Genomic DNA, 17,037 nt, shown 5'->3' with positions numbered 1-17,037 from the left:
AGCAGTCTGTCACTATAAACGAGTGACGGACCGCCACTTTGAGACGTTCGACGTTGTGGCTTAAATCGTTGACATCCTCAAAGCCAGGATAAGGTTCGGCCTCGATGGGCCGCCGAGGATGGCTCGTCGAGGTCAAGTTGACTGGATGTGCCGTCGGCTACTTTTTCAATAGGGTCGCGTAGTAGTCGGCGATGTTGTCCTCCGTCCCCTTTGTAATCCGATTGAATACTCGTCCCCATGGCCAAAAGCTAGAACCTGATGTGGTCCGTAGCCCCGGGAATCGGCGTCCGCCAAGTGTAATTACACCCCATTCGCCACCATGATTGCGGCGGTAGACTTCTCCAACGTAACTTCCATAGGCTTTCGCAAATGCCATGACTTGTTCGTCCGTTGGCCTGGGATTTGCGCTGACGTACGAGGAACTCATTTGCGCCAAGGCCTTCTCAACGTTTGCAACACTCGCGTCCGACCAGTCGAGTTTTATTCCAAACTGTTTCGCGGAGAGGTCGACGGCATCTAGCGAGTAGGCCTCCGCAACCTTCTGGATGTTTGGCTCAGAAGAAAAGGACCGGTCAGATGCGGTTTCTGCTAGCGCAATTCCACCGCGAACGCAAGCCATCAGAGTGGCCAGCACGAATAGGAAGCGCTTTGCGACTGTGTTCATTCACACTCCGAGGCAACACCCGAGTCGCTGCAGCGACTTGGATGTTGAATTTTCGCCTCGACCGAACTTATAGGTCGGAGCAGCCATTGCGCTGTATTAACGGCAGCTTTCAGTAAATCTGAAGGTCCCTTGTGGTGTCGAGATTCACTCTTCTTGGAACTTTGTTCGCTCAACGTTGACCTCTAAAGTTACTTCAAGGTTATGGTCGACGCCGGTCCGCCGGCTTCCGGGGTGCTCTGTGGCTCGATTCGGCCATGAACGGTCGCTGACGAACATGATAGTTCGGCCGGTCGGACGCCTCCTTTACCTATGAAAACGGACGTACGACTACGGCTCAACATGGCGACTGCCGGCAGGCCGGCGGTCGCGATCCAATATTTGCCTTCAGATTCGTTCCCAGGGCCTAACTCGTCGCAGGGTTCCGGTGCTGATCACCGAAATTGCGCTATGTCGCCAAAGGGTGGCGGTAAATGCCATCGCCCAGCAGATCATCGGAACCCCAGTGTGCAAAAGCGTCGAGCTGTTCTGCGAGCGGGTGAGCGGCAATTGCCTCCAATCGGTTGAGAGGGCGATATCGCTCAGCAACGTCCCGGCTTTTGAAAAGGTAATTCAAACTGTTCGCCAGCACGTCTACGGCCAGGACCAGTCCGTCACTATCCGGGACGGTCTCGATGCTCAAACTTTGCACGACGGGGGGCAACTTCAAGTCGTCGGGCCAATGAACAGATGTCGTTATCGAGCCATTCACAATTTTTTTTGCCACGGTGTCAAAGCCGGTGGCTTTGATCACTTCTGGATCGTCATTCAGCAGTTGGTCCGCGACTTGCTCGAACTGCTTCACGATTGGGTTGTCCACTTGGTCCGTGCGGATTTCCACATCTACCTTGCGTTGTTTCCGCTCAAGAAGAAAAGCAACTAGGTGTGAATATAGGCCAGAGAAAAGCGCCACGTGCATTGAGGGAACTTCGATTCGGGGACTTCCGCGCTTTACCCTTGGCTCTGCATCGCCGCGCGCAGCCTTTAACCCCGCCGCGTGCTGCTTCAGCATTTCCTGCAGATCCATATGGTGTTTATGGAAACCCTCGACGTGCATCGCATACCAGAAGCACGGCAATCCAGATTGACGAGTTGCGGCATAAAGCTCATCGCGTAGGGCCTGCTGTTTGTCTGCCGCCAAATCAGCAATGTGCAGCTTGCCTGAGGGCGGCGCATACTTTCTCCCAATAGCATCGAAAGCGGGCTTGACTCGCTCAATTTCAGATTCCGGGACCATGATGCCTGCAAAGACGCCGACTTCGCCCGGATATGCCTCTCCCCGATCGGCATAGCCTTTTGAACCGGATTCGTCGCAATAGAAGAACACTTTTGTCATCTAGTTATCTCAAGCAAGGTAAGCTAATTTGGGGGGCGCCGGCCGACCGCTATCGGGTCCGTATGCGCACATAAGAGATTAATATTTCTTAAACGAACTGGCTCGTTGTCCGTCGAGCAGACTACGCTCATCTTTGCTCTGGCGCAGGAGACGGAGTGAACTTGAGCCCATGTTAGGCATTAAGAATTTGATATGAAAATGGTTTTAATGAAATCATGCCTTGCATTAATAAATTCTTTGAGCCTCTGCTTCTCAAAATCAACGTCAAAATACGAAAGAGTTCCGCGTTGAATGCTATCAATGCCAACATTCTCGCTGCGGAGGTTGTTTATTCTATTTTGTGTTACGTAGTCATATGACCAGATATAAAATGAATTTATGCTGCTTATTTCATTTGAGTTGGCAATTTTTCTGTCATCCAAAATTCCAGAAAGTTGAGCTGTTATGTTGTTTAGTATATTGAAGAACTTGTCAACTTTATGCTCCAATAATTGAATACTTTCATCGTCTATATTACCCGAAACAATGCACTCAAAAACCAGCGAGACGATATAGTTGGATAGCGCGTACCTTGCAACTAAATAGCTGTTTGCGATATCCTGCGGGTTGAAATAACCTGATTGAACTAACTGCTCGAGTCGGCCAATAAATGTATGAAATGTTTGCTTTAAATCGATTCTGCGCTGCTGGAGATTGGTGAGTGTTGCGGCGCTTAAATTATTCGATTTCGATATGTGGGCGATATCATCAGATACATCTTGTATGAACTCGGCTATCGACTTGAGCTTGCTTATCTCCGGGATAATAAATTGGTCTTGAATTTGACTTAGATAATGATTGTTTTGATCAATCAAGTCTGCATATATAGCTGCAAGTCTTTGATTGAGCATGGGTACAACGCAAGTCATTATTTTCTGGGCAACATCCATGCTGCTTATTATTTCGAAACCTTGGTGTTGTGAAAAACCTCCCTTAACTGATTTTTCCATTGATGAGAAGCTTCCATCTTTATATCTAACGATCCTTTCTAGGGGGAGGCTCGTTTGAAAAAAAGGCGCTGCAGAGTTAAAATAATCTGATAGCCCGGAGAATAGGTCGCCAGAAACAATGTTCAATATATCGCTATTTTTCGAACTTCGGATATTTGATGTGGGAACAATAACCTCTGCGCCTAAGATGGCTTCCAGTAGGGCTTTCTTTTCTTCTTGATTGGCCATCATCAGATCCATTTTCCTTGGTTGTCTAACAGTGTTTCTACGGGCAGCGACATTCGCATAACAATTGACAACATCGCAAGGCATTATCGTACTCCAACACCACGCTTTTCAAGCGCCTTTACATATCCATGGCAGTATAACAACCTTAAAATCCCGTGACGTCGTAGTCATTCCTATCCTGTTAAAAGGAGAGGCTCGTGCCCAAACGGCAGCTTCGTAACCGGTTGCCGTCGTTTCGTAGCCTTGACGTAAGAGGCTGCAACGGGGAGCGGCTTCAGCCTATCGCATCCGGCAGCAATCGGCCATGGAACGAAACCACTCGCGCGGTAGGGGCTACGGCTAGGCGTGCCGGTTCGTGAGGGGGCCGCCGCGCGGTTCGGTATGTTGGCGAATGACGCTAAGTCAGATTTGGCCGAACAGCGGGAGTCGATCCGCGCGAGCAGATGTCTGTTCGACCTTGAAAGCGGACGGTGAGGTCATGATTGGTCGAAGGGCAGCTAGGGGTCGATGAGAGCCGGTCGCCCGTGCGCGAACGGGCCAAGCTGCCCTTGGACGTTCAAGGTGAATGGACGGTACAGCAGATAGTTCAACATTGAATGAGCGGGCCTGCCGGTAGGCAATGTACCGATGGCATATCGAAACCAAGCTGAGTGAATCTCGACATGTGGGTCGATTGCCGACTTTGGCATTGGCGGTAACCGCGCACGATTGGCATTCCAACTCAGTCCTTAAGGGTACGGCCACAAGCGGTGGTTCGCCATCCGCGCGTTGAGCGCTAACGATCATGTGCCATACGGCTTAAGAAGAATTGCGGTCAAGGTTTTCCCCGCAATTGAAATGGTTTGGGATCGATCGGCCTTAGCGATTCGTAGGTACAAGCCCCCCAAAACCACCGACCTGGAGCACTAGGCACGGGCGCGCACCTCCCTATACCTAACGGCCAATCCCCCTCAATCCCCCATTTCTGAGATGCCAGCGCGACTACACTGGTCTTGAAGCCTTGCTTCTCGCCATCGGGAGTAGAACGCAGTCCCCTTCGCGCCGATGGTCGACCGTAAGTCGTCTTGCCCAACAAGACCCAGTGAAGGGGGAGAAAGAAGGGGAAACCCAAGGCATCAAAGAAGCGCGGGCCGCATGGGCGGCAACCCATACGACCCGCTGACCACCACCAACTCATCACCGGAGTCGGCAATGGCTAACGCCTATAGTAAGACACGTCCCAAGAAGCTCAAACAGTATCCCGAGGTTGCGCTGATCCTCGACAACAAGCCTGACCTTCCGCAGGATGGCCAGCCGTACATGCCATGGATGCGCGCCATTGACTTGCATTTCGAGATGTTCGGATTCAAGCCGGGTGATGTCGTCTATCTTGAGTTCAACTTTGATTACCGAAAGGTCATCATCACGCCCGACTACAGCGCGCTGAACTGGCGAGAGCAGCCTTACGGTGCGGCGGCCCAGGAAGAGGAACAGGCATAAGCAGCAAGGGCCGCTTCGCGCGGCCCTTGCTGCTGGATTGCTGTTTCCGCGTGAACATAACTGAGAGCGGGCGCTATCGCGGGCGCGGTGTCCGTGTTGATGCTCACCTTTAACGATTGTCACGACCGCCGTATGCGGAGGGACCCGCGCAACCGCGAACCCTAACCCGCGCGCGCTTTCACGATCTTCCCTCGCTGCAATACATATTCGACGCGTTCACCTTGACCGGCCACCACTTCGATATCCTCAAGCGGATTCCCATCGAGCACGACCAGATCCGCGATCGCTCCCGCCGCCACCACTCCGAGTTGCCCCTGCATGTTGACGATCTCCGCCGCCACGGTCGTCGCTTGCCTGAGCGCTTCCAGATTCCCCAACACCTCGGCCCGGATCCGAAACTCTCCGCACTGAAATGCGTGCATTTCCCCGAGCAGATCCGACCCGAACCCCATCTTCACGCCGGCGTTCGCATAGATTTCCAGCGATTCGCGTCCCTTCTGCTGAACGGAAGCCACCTTCGCCACTGATTCAGGCGGCATCCCGAACTCCGCGCCGTGTTTGGCAAGCGCGTCATAAGTCACAAGCGTGGGCACCACAAACGCGCCATGCTCGTGCATCAACTTCGCCGCCGCCTCATCCACGAGATTCCCATGCTCGATCGTCCGAACCCCACAGCGCACCGCCCGCGCAATCGCCCGCCCCGTATACGCATGCGCCATCACATAAGTATTCGCGGCCTCGGCTTCATCCACGATTGCCCGAATCTCGTCCTCGGAGTACTGCGTGTTCGCAATCGGATCGGTCGGCGAAGCAACACCCCCTGAAGCCATGATCTTGATCTGCGTTGCGCCTTTCTGAATTTCTTCCCGCACGGCAAGCCGCACACCTTCGACCCCGTCCACCACCCGAGCAATCGCCCCCGTCCTGAAGCAGCAAGAACAAGGCTCCAGCAAATCCCCGCGAGGCCGAAAGTCCCCATGCCCGCCGGTCTGCGACAACGCCTTTCCCGACGGAAAAATCCGCGGCCCCGACACCAGCCCGGTTTCGACTGCCTGCATCAAGCTCCAGTCCGCGCCGCCTGCATCGCGCACGCTGGTGAACCCGCGCGACAACATCGCATCGAGAATCGGCAATGACCGAATCGCGGCAAGAATATTCGGCTGCGTCGCGTTCGCGCCGAGATTCGCATTCGAAGCCAGCACATGCACATGGCAATCGATGAACCCCGGCATCACGGTCTTGCCGCGCACGTCGATCAGTTGCGCATTCGGAAAATCCACCGGCCGATCGGTGACTTCGACAATCCGGTCGCCGTCGATCACGACATGATGATGGTCGAGCAGCAGGCCCTGTTCGAGATCGAGTACGTTGCCGCCGTGAAGCACGGTAATGGTCATGGAGAAGGTCCTTATCGAGTCGTTGACGTGTTGCGACGTGTGTCCTTCACGAAGCGCGTTCCGATGAAGCTGACGGCCGCCGCGAGGGTCACGTAGAAGGCAGGCGCCATGTTGCTGCCGGTGCGGGCGATGAGCCACGTGATCAGGAACGGCGCGAAGCCGCCGAAGATCGTGACCGCGAAGTTGTAGGCGACGGACAGCCCGGTCGACAGCACCTTGGTCGGGAACAGTTCGGCGAACGCCGCGAGGATCGGCCCCGTGTAGGTCGCGATCAGCACGCCGAACACGGCCTGGAACACGATCAGCGACGTGAATCCGGGCGCATGGTTGATCCACGCGAACATCGGCCACGCGAGCACGAAGATGGCAAGCGCCGATCCGGACAGGAACACGCGCCGTCCCCACACGTCGGCGAGCCGGCCGACGATCGGCGAGCAGCACATGATCATCAGCCCGCCGACCATGCCGGCCGCGAAACCGGTCGATTGCGGCAGATGCAGCGTGCGCACGGAATAAGTCGGCATGTAGAAGAGCAGCACGTAGGTGCAGACGGTCCACAGAATGACCATCGAAAAGCTCGCGAACGTCTCGCGCGGGTAGGTGGACAGCACCTCCTTCAGCGGCGAGCTCTCTTTCGCCTGCGCTTCGACGGCACTGAATGCGGGCGTCTCGTCGATATGGCTGCGGATGTAGTAGCCGACGGGCCCGACGATGATCCCGAGCAGGAACGGCAGCCGCCAGCCCCAGCTATGCAGCGCCTGCACGTCGAGTGACGTCGTGACGAAGGTGCCGGTCGCGGCGCCGAGCAGCACCGCGAAGCCGATGCTCGACTGGATCCAGCTCGAGTAGTACGCGCGCTTCTCCGGCGGCGCGTATTCGGTGAGGAACGCGGTGGCGCCGCCCATCTCGCCGCCGGCCGAGAAACCTTGCAGCAGCCGCGCGACGACGATCAGCAGCGGCGCGGCGATACCGGCCTGTTCGTAGGTCGGCGCGAGCCCGATGAGCGCGGTGCCGGCTGCCATCATGAGGATGGTGAGCGACAGCGCGGCCTTGCGCCCGACCTTGTCGGCGTAGATGCCGAGCACGATGCCGCCGACGGGCCGCATGAAGAAGCCGACGCCGAACGTCGCGACGGTCAGCAGCACGGACGTCAGTTCGTTGCCGGTCGGAAAGAACAGTTTCGCGATGATGACCGCGAAGAAGCTGTAGACGGTGAAATCGAACCATTCGAGACCGTTGCCGATCACGGTCGCGACGATGGCGCGGCGGCGCTGCTGCACTGCGGTATCGACGGCTGGCGCGGCGCGCGGGGAAAGCGTTCCTTGCATGGTCTCTTCCTCTATCGGAATCAGAAGACGGGACGGCTGCCCCGCGTGAATCCATGCTAAGGACAGCCGGATTTTTTTCTGAAACGAAAGATTCGCATGCATGCATGCGCTACACGCATGCATCGCGTTCAGGACGCGGTCTGCTTCTCCGCCTGTTCGAACAGCCAGCGTGTGAACAGGCGTGCTGCCTGGTTCTGCGCGCGGTCGTTCGGCGAGATCACGTAATAGCCGCCGCCATGGCTCGCGGATGCTTCCGTCACGCGCACGAGCAGGCCGGCCTCGATGCATGCGTCGATCATGTAGCGCCAGCCGAGCGACACACCCTGGCCGAGAATGGTCATCTGTACGATCTGCGGATACGAATTGATCGTGATGTCCTGCGGCAACGCCTTCTGTCGATCGATGTCATGCATGTTGAACCATTCGGGCCACGACATCCATTGGCGCTGGCCATCCTCGAGGCGCAGCAGCGTCTCGTTCGCAAGATCGGCTGCGTCGAGCGTGCGGCCGGCCAGATAGCCGGGCGCGCAGACGGGAAACACTTCCTCGTCGAACAGGCGGCGTGCGGTGTATTCGGCCGGGGCCTGCTGGCGCACGTAGTAGACGCCGACATCGAATTCCGCCGGCGACATCGACGCGAGGCCATCTCTTACGATCAAGCGCAGCTTGATGTTCGGATAGGCGGCGCGGAAATCCGGCAGGCGCGGCGTGAGCCACAGCAGCGCGACGCCTGACGAGCATGCGATTGTCAGTTCGAGATCGCCGTACGGCTTCATCACATCATGCGTGGCTTCCGCGCATTGCGTGAGCAGATGGTGGACCTGGGTCGCGTATTGCTCGCCGGCAATGGTCAGCCGCAGCGAACGATGCTCGCGGACGAACAGCGAGCGGCCGAGGAATTCCTCGAGCTGCTGGATCTGGCGGCTGATCGCGCTTTGGGTCAGGTGCAGTTCGGCGGCGGCTTTCGTGAAGCTCGCGTGCCGCACGGCGGCTTCGAACGCGACGAGGCACTGAAGGGGCGGCAGGGGCGTAATGCGCATGGCGGGTGTGAAGGTCTTGTGGCTCGCGACATCATAAGCGCGGATCGAAAGGAAATCACAAGCCGACGCATGGGTGAAAGCCCGACCGTCTGGTGCGTAATACAGATTTACAAAGTCTGAGCAATGCGGCGTCAACAGTGGGGCGGGACGGGGCGTTCACTACTGCAGCAACAATCCCATTCACGACAAGACGGAAGAACTGCACTCATGAAACTCAAATCCATCCCCGTGATTCTGTGCGCCGCTTTGATGGCGAATGCCGCGTTCGCCGACGAGCTTCACAACAAGGCGATGGCCGCCACGCACGATCTTCAGCGGTCCATCGAGGAAATGCACATCATCCAGCAGGAACATGGCGGCGAGTTCGGCGGCCACATGGCGCGTGCGGAGCAACTGGCCCGGCAAGCCGAGCAGGAGCGTGATGCCGCGCTCGAGTACTACCGCGCTCGGCATCCCGGCTGGCAGTAACGCCTGTCCGCCACACATGGCAACGACGTCTGGATGATCAATGATGAAAACGAAAACCTGTTACACCCTGGTCGCGTCGCTGCTGTTGGGCGCGTCGCTGTCCGGCTGCGTGGTGGCGCCGGCTGAACCGCCGGTAGTCGCCCCCGCTGGCGTCGTCTATGTTGCGCCGGTCGGCGTGATGCCGGCTCCCGGTTATTCGTGGCGCTATCACCCGCACTATGGGTGGGGATGGTGGCATCCGCACTACGGCTGGCATCGCGGCTGGCGCTAACGTGTGACCGCGCGGGAATGCCTGCGCGACGAATGTGGACGTAGGAGCAAGGCACGGGGAGATTTCCCCGTGTTTTTTTTGAGGGTTCCATGCCGTTGCGTCAGTCGCGGATCGTATTCATGCGAAGATTGAACGCACATCACACTCGCCCGAGAACGACGTGACCCTATTCAACCCTGAGAGCAAACCGGACGCCGCCCATCCGCCGTGGATGCCCGTCGCGATGGCCGAACTCGGCATCCGCCGCCATCCGCCAGGCAGCATCAACCCGCGAATCGTCGAATACAACAACCTGACGAACCTGGTCGGCTACGACGACAAGATTTCCTGGTGCTCGTCATTCGTCAACTGGTGCATGACGCATGCCGGTGTTCGCGGCACCGGATCTGCGCTCGCGCGTTCGTGGCTCGAATGGGGGAGGCCGCTGGAACGCCCGGTCTACGGCTGCATCGCGATCCTGACGCGCGACGACCCCGCAAGCTGGAAAGGGCATGTCGGTTTCTACCTGCGTCACGACGACGAGCAGGTGTATCTCTTCGGTGGCAATCAACTGGAAGAAGTACGCGAACTCGCCTACCCGTTGAACGAAGTGATCGGCTATCGCTGGCCCGACGCCGCATGATCACACCGCTGCAGCACATACAAAACAACGAACATCACGAAACCCGCCGCTGCTAACCTGTCACACAACCGCATCGACCCACCCGGAGCCCGTCGGCGCATCAACCCGCAGCCGCGAGCATCCGCACCCACAAGGAGCCAGCAGTGCAAACCGGTAATCTCCGTCTCTACGCGGATACGCAATACACGAGCCCTTACGCGATGTCGGTCTTCGTTGCGCTCGAAGAAAAATCGCTGCCGTACGAACTGGTGACCGTCGATCTCGGCAACCGCGCGCATTTCGCGCCCGACTACGCGGCGACATCGCTGACGCAGCGCGTGCCGACGCTCGTGCACGACGATTTCGCGCTGTCGGAATCGTCGGCGATTACCGAGTATCTCGACGAGACTTTCCCGGGCACGCGGCTCTATCCGGTCGAGCCGCGCCAGCGTGCGCGGGCGCGTCAGGTGCAGGCGTGGCTGCGCAGCGACCTGATGCCGGTTCGCACGGAGCGGTCGACCGAAGTGCTGTTCTACGGGCCGTCGAGCGAGCCGCTGTCGAGTCTGGCGCAGGCCGCCGCGCAGAAGCTGTTCGCGGCAGCCGACAAGCTGCTCGCACCCGGCGCGGCCAACCTGTTCGGCGAGTGGAGCATTGCGGATGTCGACCTGGCGGTGATGCTGAACCGTCTGGTGCTGAACGACGATCCGGTGCCGCAGCGTCTTGCCGACTATGCGCGTGCGCAGTGGGAACGGCCGTCGGTGCAGCGCTGGGTGAAGCTGAAGCGGCCGCCGCTGTAATTCTCGGATCTTTGTTGTGCGCGACGTCAGGGTGTGACCTGAACAATCAGTCGACCCGGTACCAGCGACCAGATTCTGGACACACAGCGGCTGGTGCGCCGTTCGACCAGACTTGCTCCTCATCCAGGTGCAGCGAGGTCGAAGGGGCGACGTCGAAGACTACCTTAAGTGCTTGCCCAACATGGGCATCTTCGATGGGAAGCTCCCAAGTCAGGAATATCTGGATGCAATCCTGGTCCGTCGCGAAGTCGACCTCATTAAAGCCGCTGCTGCGGCGCTGAATGACGCCATGAGGCTGGCCGGTATCGAATATCACAGCTGTCCCCCGGGTCAGGGGAATGCGATGGCCCGTAGAGGGAAAATGCAAGTCCAGCCCCCGGTCCTCGCTCAGGAATAGATTGCAGAAGGCCGCACTGCCATATTGCGCACCGTCATGGTGGTACTTCGCGCCACGACAGGCCATGAGGGCTACGTCGCTGGAGGCAAGCACGGTGGGCAGTCCTAGTGCGCACGTCCAGTCGGACATTGCCTGCACGCAGCGCTTATAGTCCGGCCAGCGCGCTTGCGTTCGCGCCAAAGGCATAGCCTCGACGTCCCCGGGTTCCAGGACGAGCCGCGACGATGTTTCTCTTTCCCAGTCTGCAAGCACGCGTGCGGAGGGAACGGGCACGTCGACCGTGCCTGATAGAACGATGTCACTTACGCGTCGACTGCGGATGGCGTCGCCGCTCCAGAAATAGGAAGTCAGCATGTCTCGAATTCGACTCTGTCGAAGGGGCATCTGGGCGATTGTAACGATTCAGCCTGATCACGTCGGCGAAAATCGGCCAGGAAGAGACATTCGCCCCCGTGGCGAGAATCGCTTCGATTAGTAGTGGAGGAACAGCTTATTCTGCAGCACTCCATTCACAGAATCGATTGAATAATCGGAATCCAACATAGTCAGCTTCCCGCTTGTATAGCCAACGGTAGTAGCAATCCCAGTAGCTAATCATTCGATCGCGCGTTCTTTGGAAAAAGAGCGAATTCTCTCGGAAGAACGCTCCGTAGATACATTGATCCATGGACGACAAGTGCGCTTCGACGGTATCGAGAATTTCAATGACATATTCGCCGCAGAGCTGCACAACGAACGGTGCAACCCAAGGTTCAGGAGCCGCTATTACCCGTTCGATCAGGCGCTGGCGCACATGGCCGTCATGATGTCTCGTTAGCAAGCACGCGTATACGGTGGCTTGAATTTCATTCAGACATGTGAACAAGGTTTCGTCGGGATTGTCGTAAATCCGATATGGGATGCAGAGCGATTCGCCTCGAACAACAACCTGCAATCCATCATCGGTCGCGTTGCCACGTCCAATCAAATCCGCGACGACACTCACATCTGAGCGCAACGCCTTCGGAAAGGCCGCTATGAATGAACTGAATAGGGTCGTGTTTGCAGTTGGTTGAGTGAGAGTCATACATCGTCGCGGGCAGTACGAGGTATTGCCATTGTGGCATGGGAGCCTCAGAGGCCTTCACTATTCCTCCCCAATGTCCGTTTCCGCTAACCGCGACTGTCCCCTTCGGGTCGATCACCGCCCTTGATGAGGTGACGTCCAAGCAAGCTCAGAGCTAATCTGACGCTGACTGACAGAGCGGGTCTAGACTTACACAGCTCAGTCCTTCGCCACAGCCTCCACCTCCTGCCCACCCGCCGCGTCATTCCTGCTCCACCCACCCCCAAGCGACCGATACAGCGCCACGGCCGCCAGCGCGTGCTCACGCTTGACCTGGTTGAGCGAATCCGAATCCCGCAGATACACCTCCTGCGCGGACAGCACATCCAGAAAGTCCGTCGCACCGCCCTTATAGAGCTGATTCGCCAGCCCAAGCGCCTTGTCCGACGCAGAAAGCGCACTACCCAGCCTGCGTGACGCCTCATCGGAACTGACGAGATTCGCCCGCGCATCCTCAACTTCCCGCAACGCCTGCAGCATCGTCTGCCGTAACCCGAGTTCCGACTCGCGCATCCGGCTTTCGCTCTGCGAGATATCGGCGGTAATCCGCCCCGCATTGAAGATCGGGCTCGTCGCGCTCAACGCCGCACTGAACAGGTTATCGGTCAACGTAGGCAACCCGAGATACGAAGCCGCCAGAATCCCGTCCGTCAGGTTCAACGAAAACTTCGGATACCGCTCGGCCTTCGCGACACCGACTTGCGCCGCCCGCCGCTCGACCTGCGCATACGCGGTCAGCACATCCGGCCGCCGCAGCAACGCCTGCGAAGGCAACGTCCCCGGCGAGCCAACCGGCGGCGCCGGAATCTCCCCGGCCTGCGCGAGCACCAGCCGATCGACCGATTTCGGCGTGCGCCCCGAATACACCGCAATCAGATTGAGCTGATGCGAAACCTGCGCCTGCGTCGGCGGAATCCGCGCTTCGAGTGCATCGAGCTGGTTCTGCGCACGTGTGACGTCGAGTTCCGTCGACAGCCCGAACGCCTGCCGCTTGCGCGTGAGTTCGAGCGCATGCTGCCGGATCTTCGCGTTGTCCTGCAGGATCTTCAATTCCTGCTGCGCCCAGCGCAGATCGACATACGCGGAAGCCGCATCGGCCGCGAGCGCGAGCCGCATCGCATCTTCCGCATGCTTCTGTCCGACGAGTTCGGCCTGCGCGGCGAGCAGATCGAGCCGTTCGCCGCCGAACACATCGGGCGACCAACTCAGCGCGAGTCCCGCGCCAGCCTGCCGCACATAGCCGAGCGGCGGCGGTGTGTTCTGGCGGGCGTCGGCCGCATGCGCGGTCGCGTCGAGTTCGGGCAGCAGCACCGCGCGCTTCTGCACGGTCAGCGCCTGCGCCTGCTTCACGCGTTCGGCTGCTGCCTGCAGATCGAGGTTGCCGTCGAGCACGGTGGCGATCAGCCGGTCGAGCACGGGGTCGTGAAATTGTGCCCACCACGCGGCGGCGTCGATGTCCGCGCGCGGCACGTCGGTATCCCATGCATCGGGCGCGAGCGTTCGAACCGAATCCTGAAGCGCCGGATGCTGTGCTGGCTGCACCGCACACCCTGCGGCGAGTGCGCTGACGGCGAGGGCGACGAGAAGTTTTTTCATGATGATGATGACCTCAACCTCAGTGCGCGTCCGGGGGCGGCGCGTTCAGGGAAATGGGTTTGGAGAAGACGACCGCGATCAGCGCGACAACGAAGCACAGCGACAGCGCGTAGTACGCATCTGCGTAAGTGAGCGTCAGCGCTTCGCGATAGATCAGGTGGTGCAGGTTCGCGAGCCCGGCTTGCGCGGTGTCCAGCGTGTTGCCGGCCACGGATGTCCAGTACGCGGCCTGGCGATCGAGCAGCGATGCGACCTGCGGCTGGCCGGCGCTCACGTGCTCGTTCAGGCGCAGGTAGTGAAAGTTCAGCCGGTCGTTGAGCATCGTCGCACTCACCGCGATGCCGATCGCACCGCCGAGATTGCGCATCAGGTTGAACAGGCCGCTCGCCGATTTCAGGCGCGACTGCGGTAGTGAGCCGAGCGCCATCGTCACGATCGGCGGCACGCTGAATTGCTGGCCGATGCCGCGCAGCGCTTGCGGCAGCAGCAGTTCGCGCCAGCCCCAGTCGTGCGTGATCGGCGTGTACAGGTAGCAGCCGAGCCCGAAGCAGATCAGCCCGAATACAAGCAGCGCGCGCAGGCTGAAGAAGCGCGCGGCAAACGCATACGCGCAGAGCGCAACCAGCTGGAACGCGCCGACCGACAACAGCGCCATGCCGATCTGCAGCGAGCTGAACGCGCGCACCTGCGCAAGAAACAGCGGCGTCAGGAACACAGTCACGAAGATCCCGATGCCGGTCACGAACGAAAGCAGGCTGCCGATCCCGAAGTTGCGCACGACGAGCGCGCGCAGGTCGACGACCGGATCCTTCGCGGTCAGCGCATGCACGATGAACAGGAAGCCGCAGATGCCGGAGATCCACGCGCAGATCACGATCGCGTCGTCGCCGAACCAGTTCTTGCGCGGGCCTTCTTCCAGCACGTATTCGAGGCAGCCGAGGAAGCCCGACATCAGCACGATGCCGAGATAGTCACCGCTCTTGATGAGGCTGAGGTCGGGTTCGTCGATGTGCACGTAACGCGGCACGAGCAAGGCGACCGCGATACCCGGCACGAGGTTCAGGTAGAACAGCCAGTGCCACGACCATTGATCGGTGATCCAGCCGCCGATCACGGGGCCGATCGCCGGTGCGAGTGACGCGAGTGCGCCGATGGTCGTCGATGCGATCAGCCGCTGCTTGCCGGGGAACAGCACGAACGCGGTGGTGAATACGGTCGGGATCATCGCGGCGCCGAGCGCACCCTGCAGCCCGCGAAACAGGATCATCGAGTTGATGTCCCATGCGACGCCGCACAGCATGCTGGTGATCGTGAAGCCGACCGCCGATGCGGCGAACAGCCAGCGCGTCGACATCACCTTCGACAGCCAGCCCGACATCGGGATCACGATGATCTCGGCGATCAGGTAGGCCGTCTGCACCCAAGACAGTTCGTCCTGGCTCGCGGACAAGCCGCCGCCGATGTCACGTAGCGACGACGCGACGATCTGGATGTCGAGCGTCGCCATGAAGAAGCCGACGCACATCAGCGCGAAGGCGAACACGCGCTGCTTGGTCGGTTGCGACGCCGGGTCGCCGGAAAACGCGGTGGTCATCGTCGTCTCCCGTTCAGCTCGCGCGGCCGGTATGCACGGTCACGACCGCGGACAGGCCGGGGCGCAGCACGTGGTCGAGGCCCGGCTGCGGATCGAGATGCACGCGCACGGGCACGCGCTGGACGATCTTCGTGAAGTTGCCGGTCGCGTTCTCGGGCGGCAGCACGCTGAAGGTGGCGCCGGTGGCGGGCGCGAGGCTGTCGACGCGGCCGTGCAGCTTCGTGCTCGACGCATCGAGCGACACGTCGACGCGATCGCCCGCGTGCATCTTGCGAAGCTGGTCTTCCTTGAAGTTCGCATCGATCCACAGTCCGGAAGCCGGCACGACCGTCAGCAGCGGCACGCCGACGTTCGCGAGCATCCCGACGCGGCCCGTGCGATTGCCGACGTAACCGTCGACCGGCGAGCGGATCGTCGTGTATTCGACGTTGAGCGCGGCGACGCGCTGCGCGGCAAGCGCGGTATTCACGCGGGCCCGCGCATCGGCGAGCTGCGCGCCGAGCACGTCGAGCTGACGCTTCGACGCGAGCAGCGCGGCGTCGCTGCGCTCGACGGCGGCGCCGGCCTTCGAGTAATCGGCGTCCGCGCGTTCGACGATCTGGTTCGACACGGCGTCGGATTTGACGAGCTCGCGGTAACGCACGCGATCCGAGGCGGCACGTGTCAGCTCGGCCGACGATGCGTTCTTGTCGGCCGCCTGCTGGCCGATCACCGCATTTTGCAGTTGCTGCTTCGCTTCGAGCTCGGTCACGGCGGAGCGCGCGCTGTCGACTTCGGCGCTGGCCTGCGCGAGCTTCGCGTCGTAGTCGCGCGCATCGAGCTGCACGAGCACGTCGCCGGCCTTCACGCGCTGGTTGTCGGTCACGAGGATCTTGTCGACGAAGCCGTTGACCTTCGGTGCGAGCACCGTCACGTCGCCGCCGACATACGCATCGTCGGTGCTTTCCTGGAAGCGCAGCACGAACAGCCAGTCGAGCGCGGCGGCGACGACGACGATGACGACGGCACCCACCGCGATGCGCATCCACGGCACGCGGCGCTGTTGCTTCGCGGGCCGGTCGAGAGTGGCTGCTTCACGTGATGACGCAGCGGCTTGGGTCGTATCCATCGATTCACCTATGTATATGCACTTATCAAAGCGATCGACGGCATGTCGTCGATCGGGGAAGGGGCTAGCGTTCCGGCAGGTTGTGCGTGATCCGGAACAATTCGTCTCTCAGGCGGGCCGCCTGCGTCGACCCGAACCGCTGCTCGAACGCTTCCTGCGCGGCGAGCCAGTGCACCTGCGCGTCGGCGATCTTCGTTTCGCCGTGCGCGGTCAGCGCGAACGTCTGGCGGCGGCACGGCGGCTCGATCCGGCCTGCCACCAGCGCCGCGCCGACGAGCGGCTTGAGCGCGCGCAGTAGTGCGGTGCGTTCGATCACCAGCACGGCCGACAGCGTCGCCATCGTCAGTCCCGGCCGGTCGCGCAGCAGCGCGAGAATGCTGTACTGCGACGCCGTCACGCCCGCCCGCGACAGATAACGCTCGTAGAACTGCGAGATCCGGCGGGCGGCTTGCCGGACCGCGAAGCAATCGTCATCGGTGAGCGTTGTCTTGTGCATGTACACATATTGGGGTGAAGGGTGGTGCGAATCGATGGTCGGGGCAGGATCAGATTGGTGTCGTGGCTGTACCAATCGACGGCAGACCGGTGCGTTCGCGCGCCGGA

At 59.9% G+C, this 17,037-nt stretch carries 17 protein-coding genes; 5 read left to right on the top strand and 12 right to left on the bottom strand.

Annotation, left to right across the window (positions count from 1 at the left end; genetic code table 11):
• Positions 1–157 precede the first annotated feature (157 nt).
• The 3 genes from BCO18175_RS01570 to BCO18175_RS01560 all read right to left on the bottom strand — a co-directional run bounded on the left by BCO18175_RS01570 (position 158) and on the right by BCO18175_RS01560 (position 3,256).
• Positions 158–664 (bottom strand): hypothetical protein, encoded by a 507-nt coding sequence (locus tag BCO18175_RS01570; protein ID WP_174979062.1) that lies wholly within the window; start codon positions 662–664, stop codon positions 158–160.
• 445 nt (positions 665–1,109) lie between these two features.
• Positions 1,110–2,036, bottom strand: coding sequence for a hypothetical protein (locus BCO18175_RS01565; protein ID WP_174979061.1), 927 nt, complete (start codon positions 2,034–2,036; stop codon positions 1,110–1,112).
• 179 nt (positions 2,037–2,215) lie between these two features.
• Complete coding sequence (locus BCO18175_RS01560; protein ID WP_174979060.1) at positions 2,216–3,256, bottom strand: hypothetical protein; 1,041 nt, start codon at positions 3,254–3,256, stop codon at positions 2,216–2,218.
• A gap of 1,188 nt (positions 3,257–4,444) precedes the next feature.
• Between BCO18175_RS01560 and BCO18175_RS01555 the strand changes: the two genes are divergently transcribed.
• The gene (locus tag BCO18175_RS01555) at positions 4,445–4,732 is read left to right on the top strand and encodes a hypothetical protein (protein ID WP_174979059.1); all 288 of its coding nucleotides are present in this window, start codon (positions 4,445–4,447) and stop codon (positions 4,730–4,732) included.
• Positions 4,733–4,893: 161 nt separating this feature from the next.
• On the opposite strand, the gene BCO18175_RS01550 is transcribed toward BCO18175_RS01555, so the two are convergent.
• The 3 genes from BCO18175_RS01550 to BCO18175_RS01540 all read right to left on the bottom strand — a co-directional run bounded on the left by BCO18175_RS01550 (position 4,894) and on the right by BCO18175_RS01540 (position 8,497).
• Positions 4,894–6,129, bottom strand: a complete 1,236-nt coding sequence (locus tag BCO18175_RS01550) for a metal-dependent hydrolase family protein (RefSeq protein WP_174979058.1) — start codon at positions 6,127–6,129, stop codon at positions 4,894–4,896.
• A gap of 11 nt (positions 6,130–6,140) precedes the next feature.
• On the bottom strand, positions 6,141–7,457 hold the full coding sequence (locus BCO18175_RS01545) for an MFS transporter (protein ID WP_174979057.1): 1,317 nt from the start codon (positions 7,455–7,457) through the stop codon (positions 6,141–6,143).
• Positions 7,458–7,585: 128 nt separating this feature from the next.
• Positions 7,586–8,497, bottom strand: coding sequence for a LysR substrate-binding domain-containing protein (locus BCO18175_RS01540; protein ID WP_174979056.1), 912 nt, complete (start codon positions 8,495–8,497; stop codon positions 7,586–7,588).
• 207 nt (positions 8,498–8,704) lie between these two features.
• Here BCO18175_RS01540 and BCO18175_RS01535 point away from each other — a divergent pair, with 207 nt between their 5' ends.
• The 4 genes from BCO18175_RS01535 (at position 8,705) to yfcF (ending at position 10,634) form a co-directional block, all read left to right on the top strand.
• Positions 8,705–8,965: a hypothetical protein gene (locus BCO18175_RS01535; RefSeq protein WP_174979055.1), complete on the top strand. Its 261-nt coding sequence runs from the start codon at positions 8,705–8,707 to the stop codon at positions 8,963–8,965.
• Positions 8,966–9,008: 43 nt separating this feature from the next.
• Positions 9,009–9,236 (top strand): hypothetical protein, encoded by a 228-nt coding sequence (locus BCO18175_RS01530; protein WP_174979581.1) that lies wholly within the window; start codon positions 9,009–9,011, stop codon positions 9,234–9,236.
• A gap of 211 nt (positions 9,237–9,447) precedes the next feature.
• Positions 9,448–9,858, top strand: coding sequence for a TIGR02594 family protein (locus BCO18175_RS01525; protein WP_174979579.1), 411 nt, complete (start codon positions 9,448–9,450; stop codon positions 9,856–9,858).
• A 143-nt stretch (positions 9,859–10,001) separates the two neighbouring features.
• Positions 10,002–10,634: a glutathione transferase gene (gene yfcF, locus BCO18175_RS01520; RefSeq protein WP_174968278.1), complete on the top strand. Its 633-nt coding sequence runs from the start codon at positions 10,002–10,004 to the stop codon at positions 10,632–10,634.
• A gap of 46 nt (positions 10,635–10,680) precedes the next feature.
• Here yfcF and BCO18175_RS01515 read toward each other — a convergent pair whose 3' ends face one another.
• From BCO18175_RS01515 to BCO18175_RS01490, 6 genes are all read right to left on the bottom strand, one after another.
• The gene (locus BCO18175_RS01515; RefSeq protein WP_174979054.1) at positions 10,681–11,385 is read right to left on the bottom strand and encodes a hypothetical protein; all 705 of its coding nucleotides are present in this window, start codon (positions 11,383–11,385) and stop codon (positions 10,681–10,683) included.
• A gap of 136 nt (positions 11,386–11,521) precedes the next feature.
• Complete coding sequence (locus tag BCO18175_RS01510) at positions 11,522–12,097, bottom strand: hypothetical protein (RefSeq protein ID WP_254607938.1); 576 nt, start codon at positions 12,095–12,097, stop codon at positions 11,522–11,524.
• Between the two features lie 198 nt (positions 12,098–12,295).
• Complete coding sequence (locus BCO18175_RS01505; RefSeq protein ID WP_174979053.1) at positions 12,296–13,732, bottom strand: efflux transporter outer membrane subunit; 1,437 nt, start codon at positions 13,730–13,732, stop codon at positions 12,296–12,298.
• A gap of 19 nt (positions 13,733–13,751) precedes the next feature.
• The gene (locus BCO18175_RS01500) at positions 13,752–15,326 is read right to left on the bottom strand and encodes a DHA2 family efflux MFS transporter permease subunit (RefSeq protein ID WP_174979052.1); all 1,575 of its coding nucleotides are present in this window, start codon (positions 15,324–15,326) and stop codon (positions 13,752–13,754) included.
• A gap of 13 nt (positions 15,327–15,339) precedes the next feature.
• The gene (locus BCO18175_RS01495; RefSeq protein WP_174979051.1) at positions 15,340–16,434 is read right to left on the bottom strand and encodes an HlyD family secretion protein; all 1,095 of its coding nucleotides are present in this window, start codon (positions 16,432–16,434) and stop codon (positions 15,340–15,342) included.
• Positions 16,435–16,498: 64 nt separating this feature from the next.
• On the bottom strand, positions 16,499–16,930 hold the full coding sequence (locus BCO18175_RS01490) for a MarR family winged helix-turn-helix transcriptional regulator (RefSeq protein WP_174918896.1): 432 nt from the start codon (positions 16,928–16,930) through the stop codon (positions 16,499–16,501).
• Between the last annotated feature and the right edge of the window lie 107 nt (positions 16,931–17,037).

Source organism: Burkholderia lata, from assembly GCF_902499335.1.
GTDB lineage: Bacteria > Pseudomonadota > Gammaproteobacteria > Burkholderiales > Burkholderiaceae > Burkholderia > Burkholderia lata_B.
Note: the sequence above shows the minus strand (reverse complement) of the source record. Positions and strands in the feature narration are given on the sequence as shown.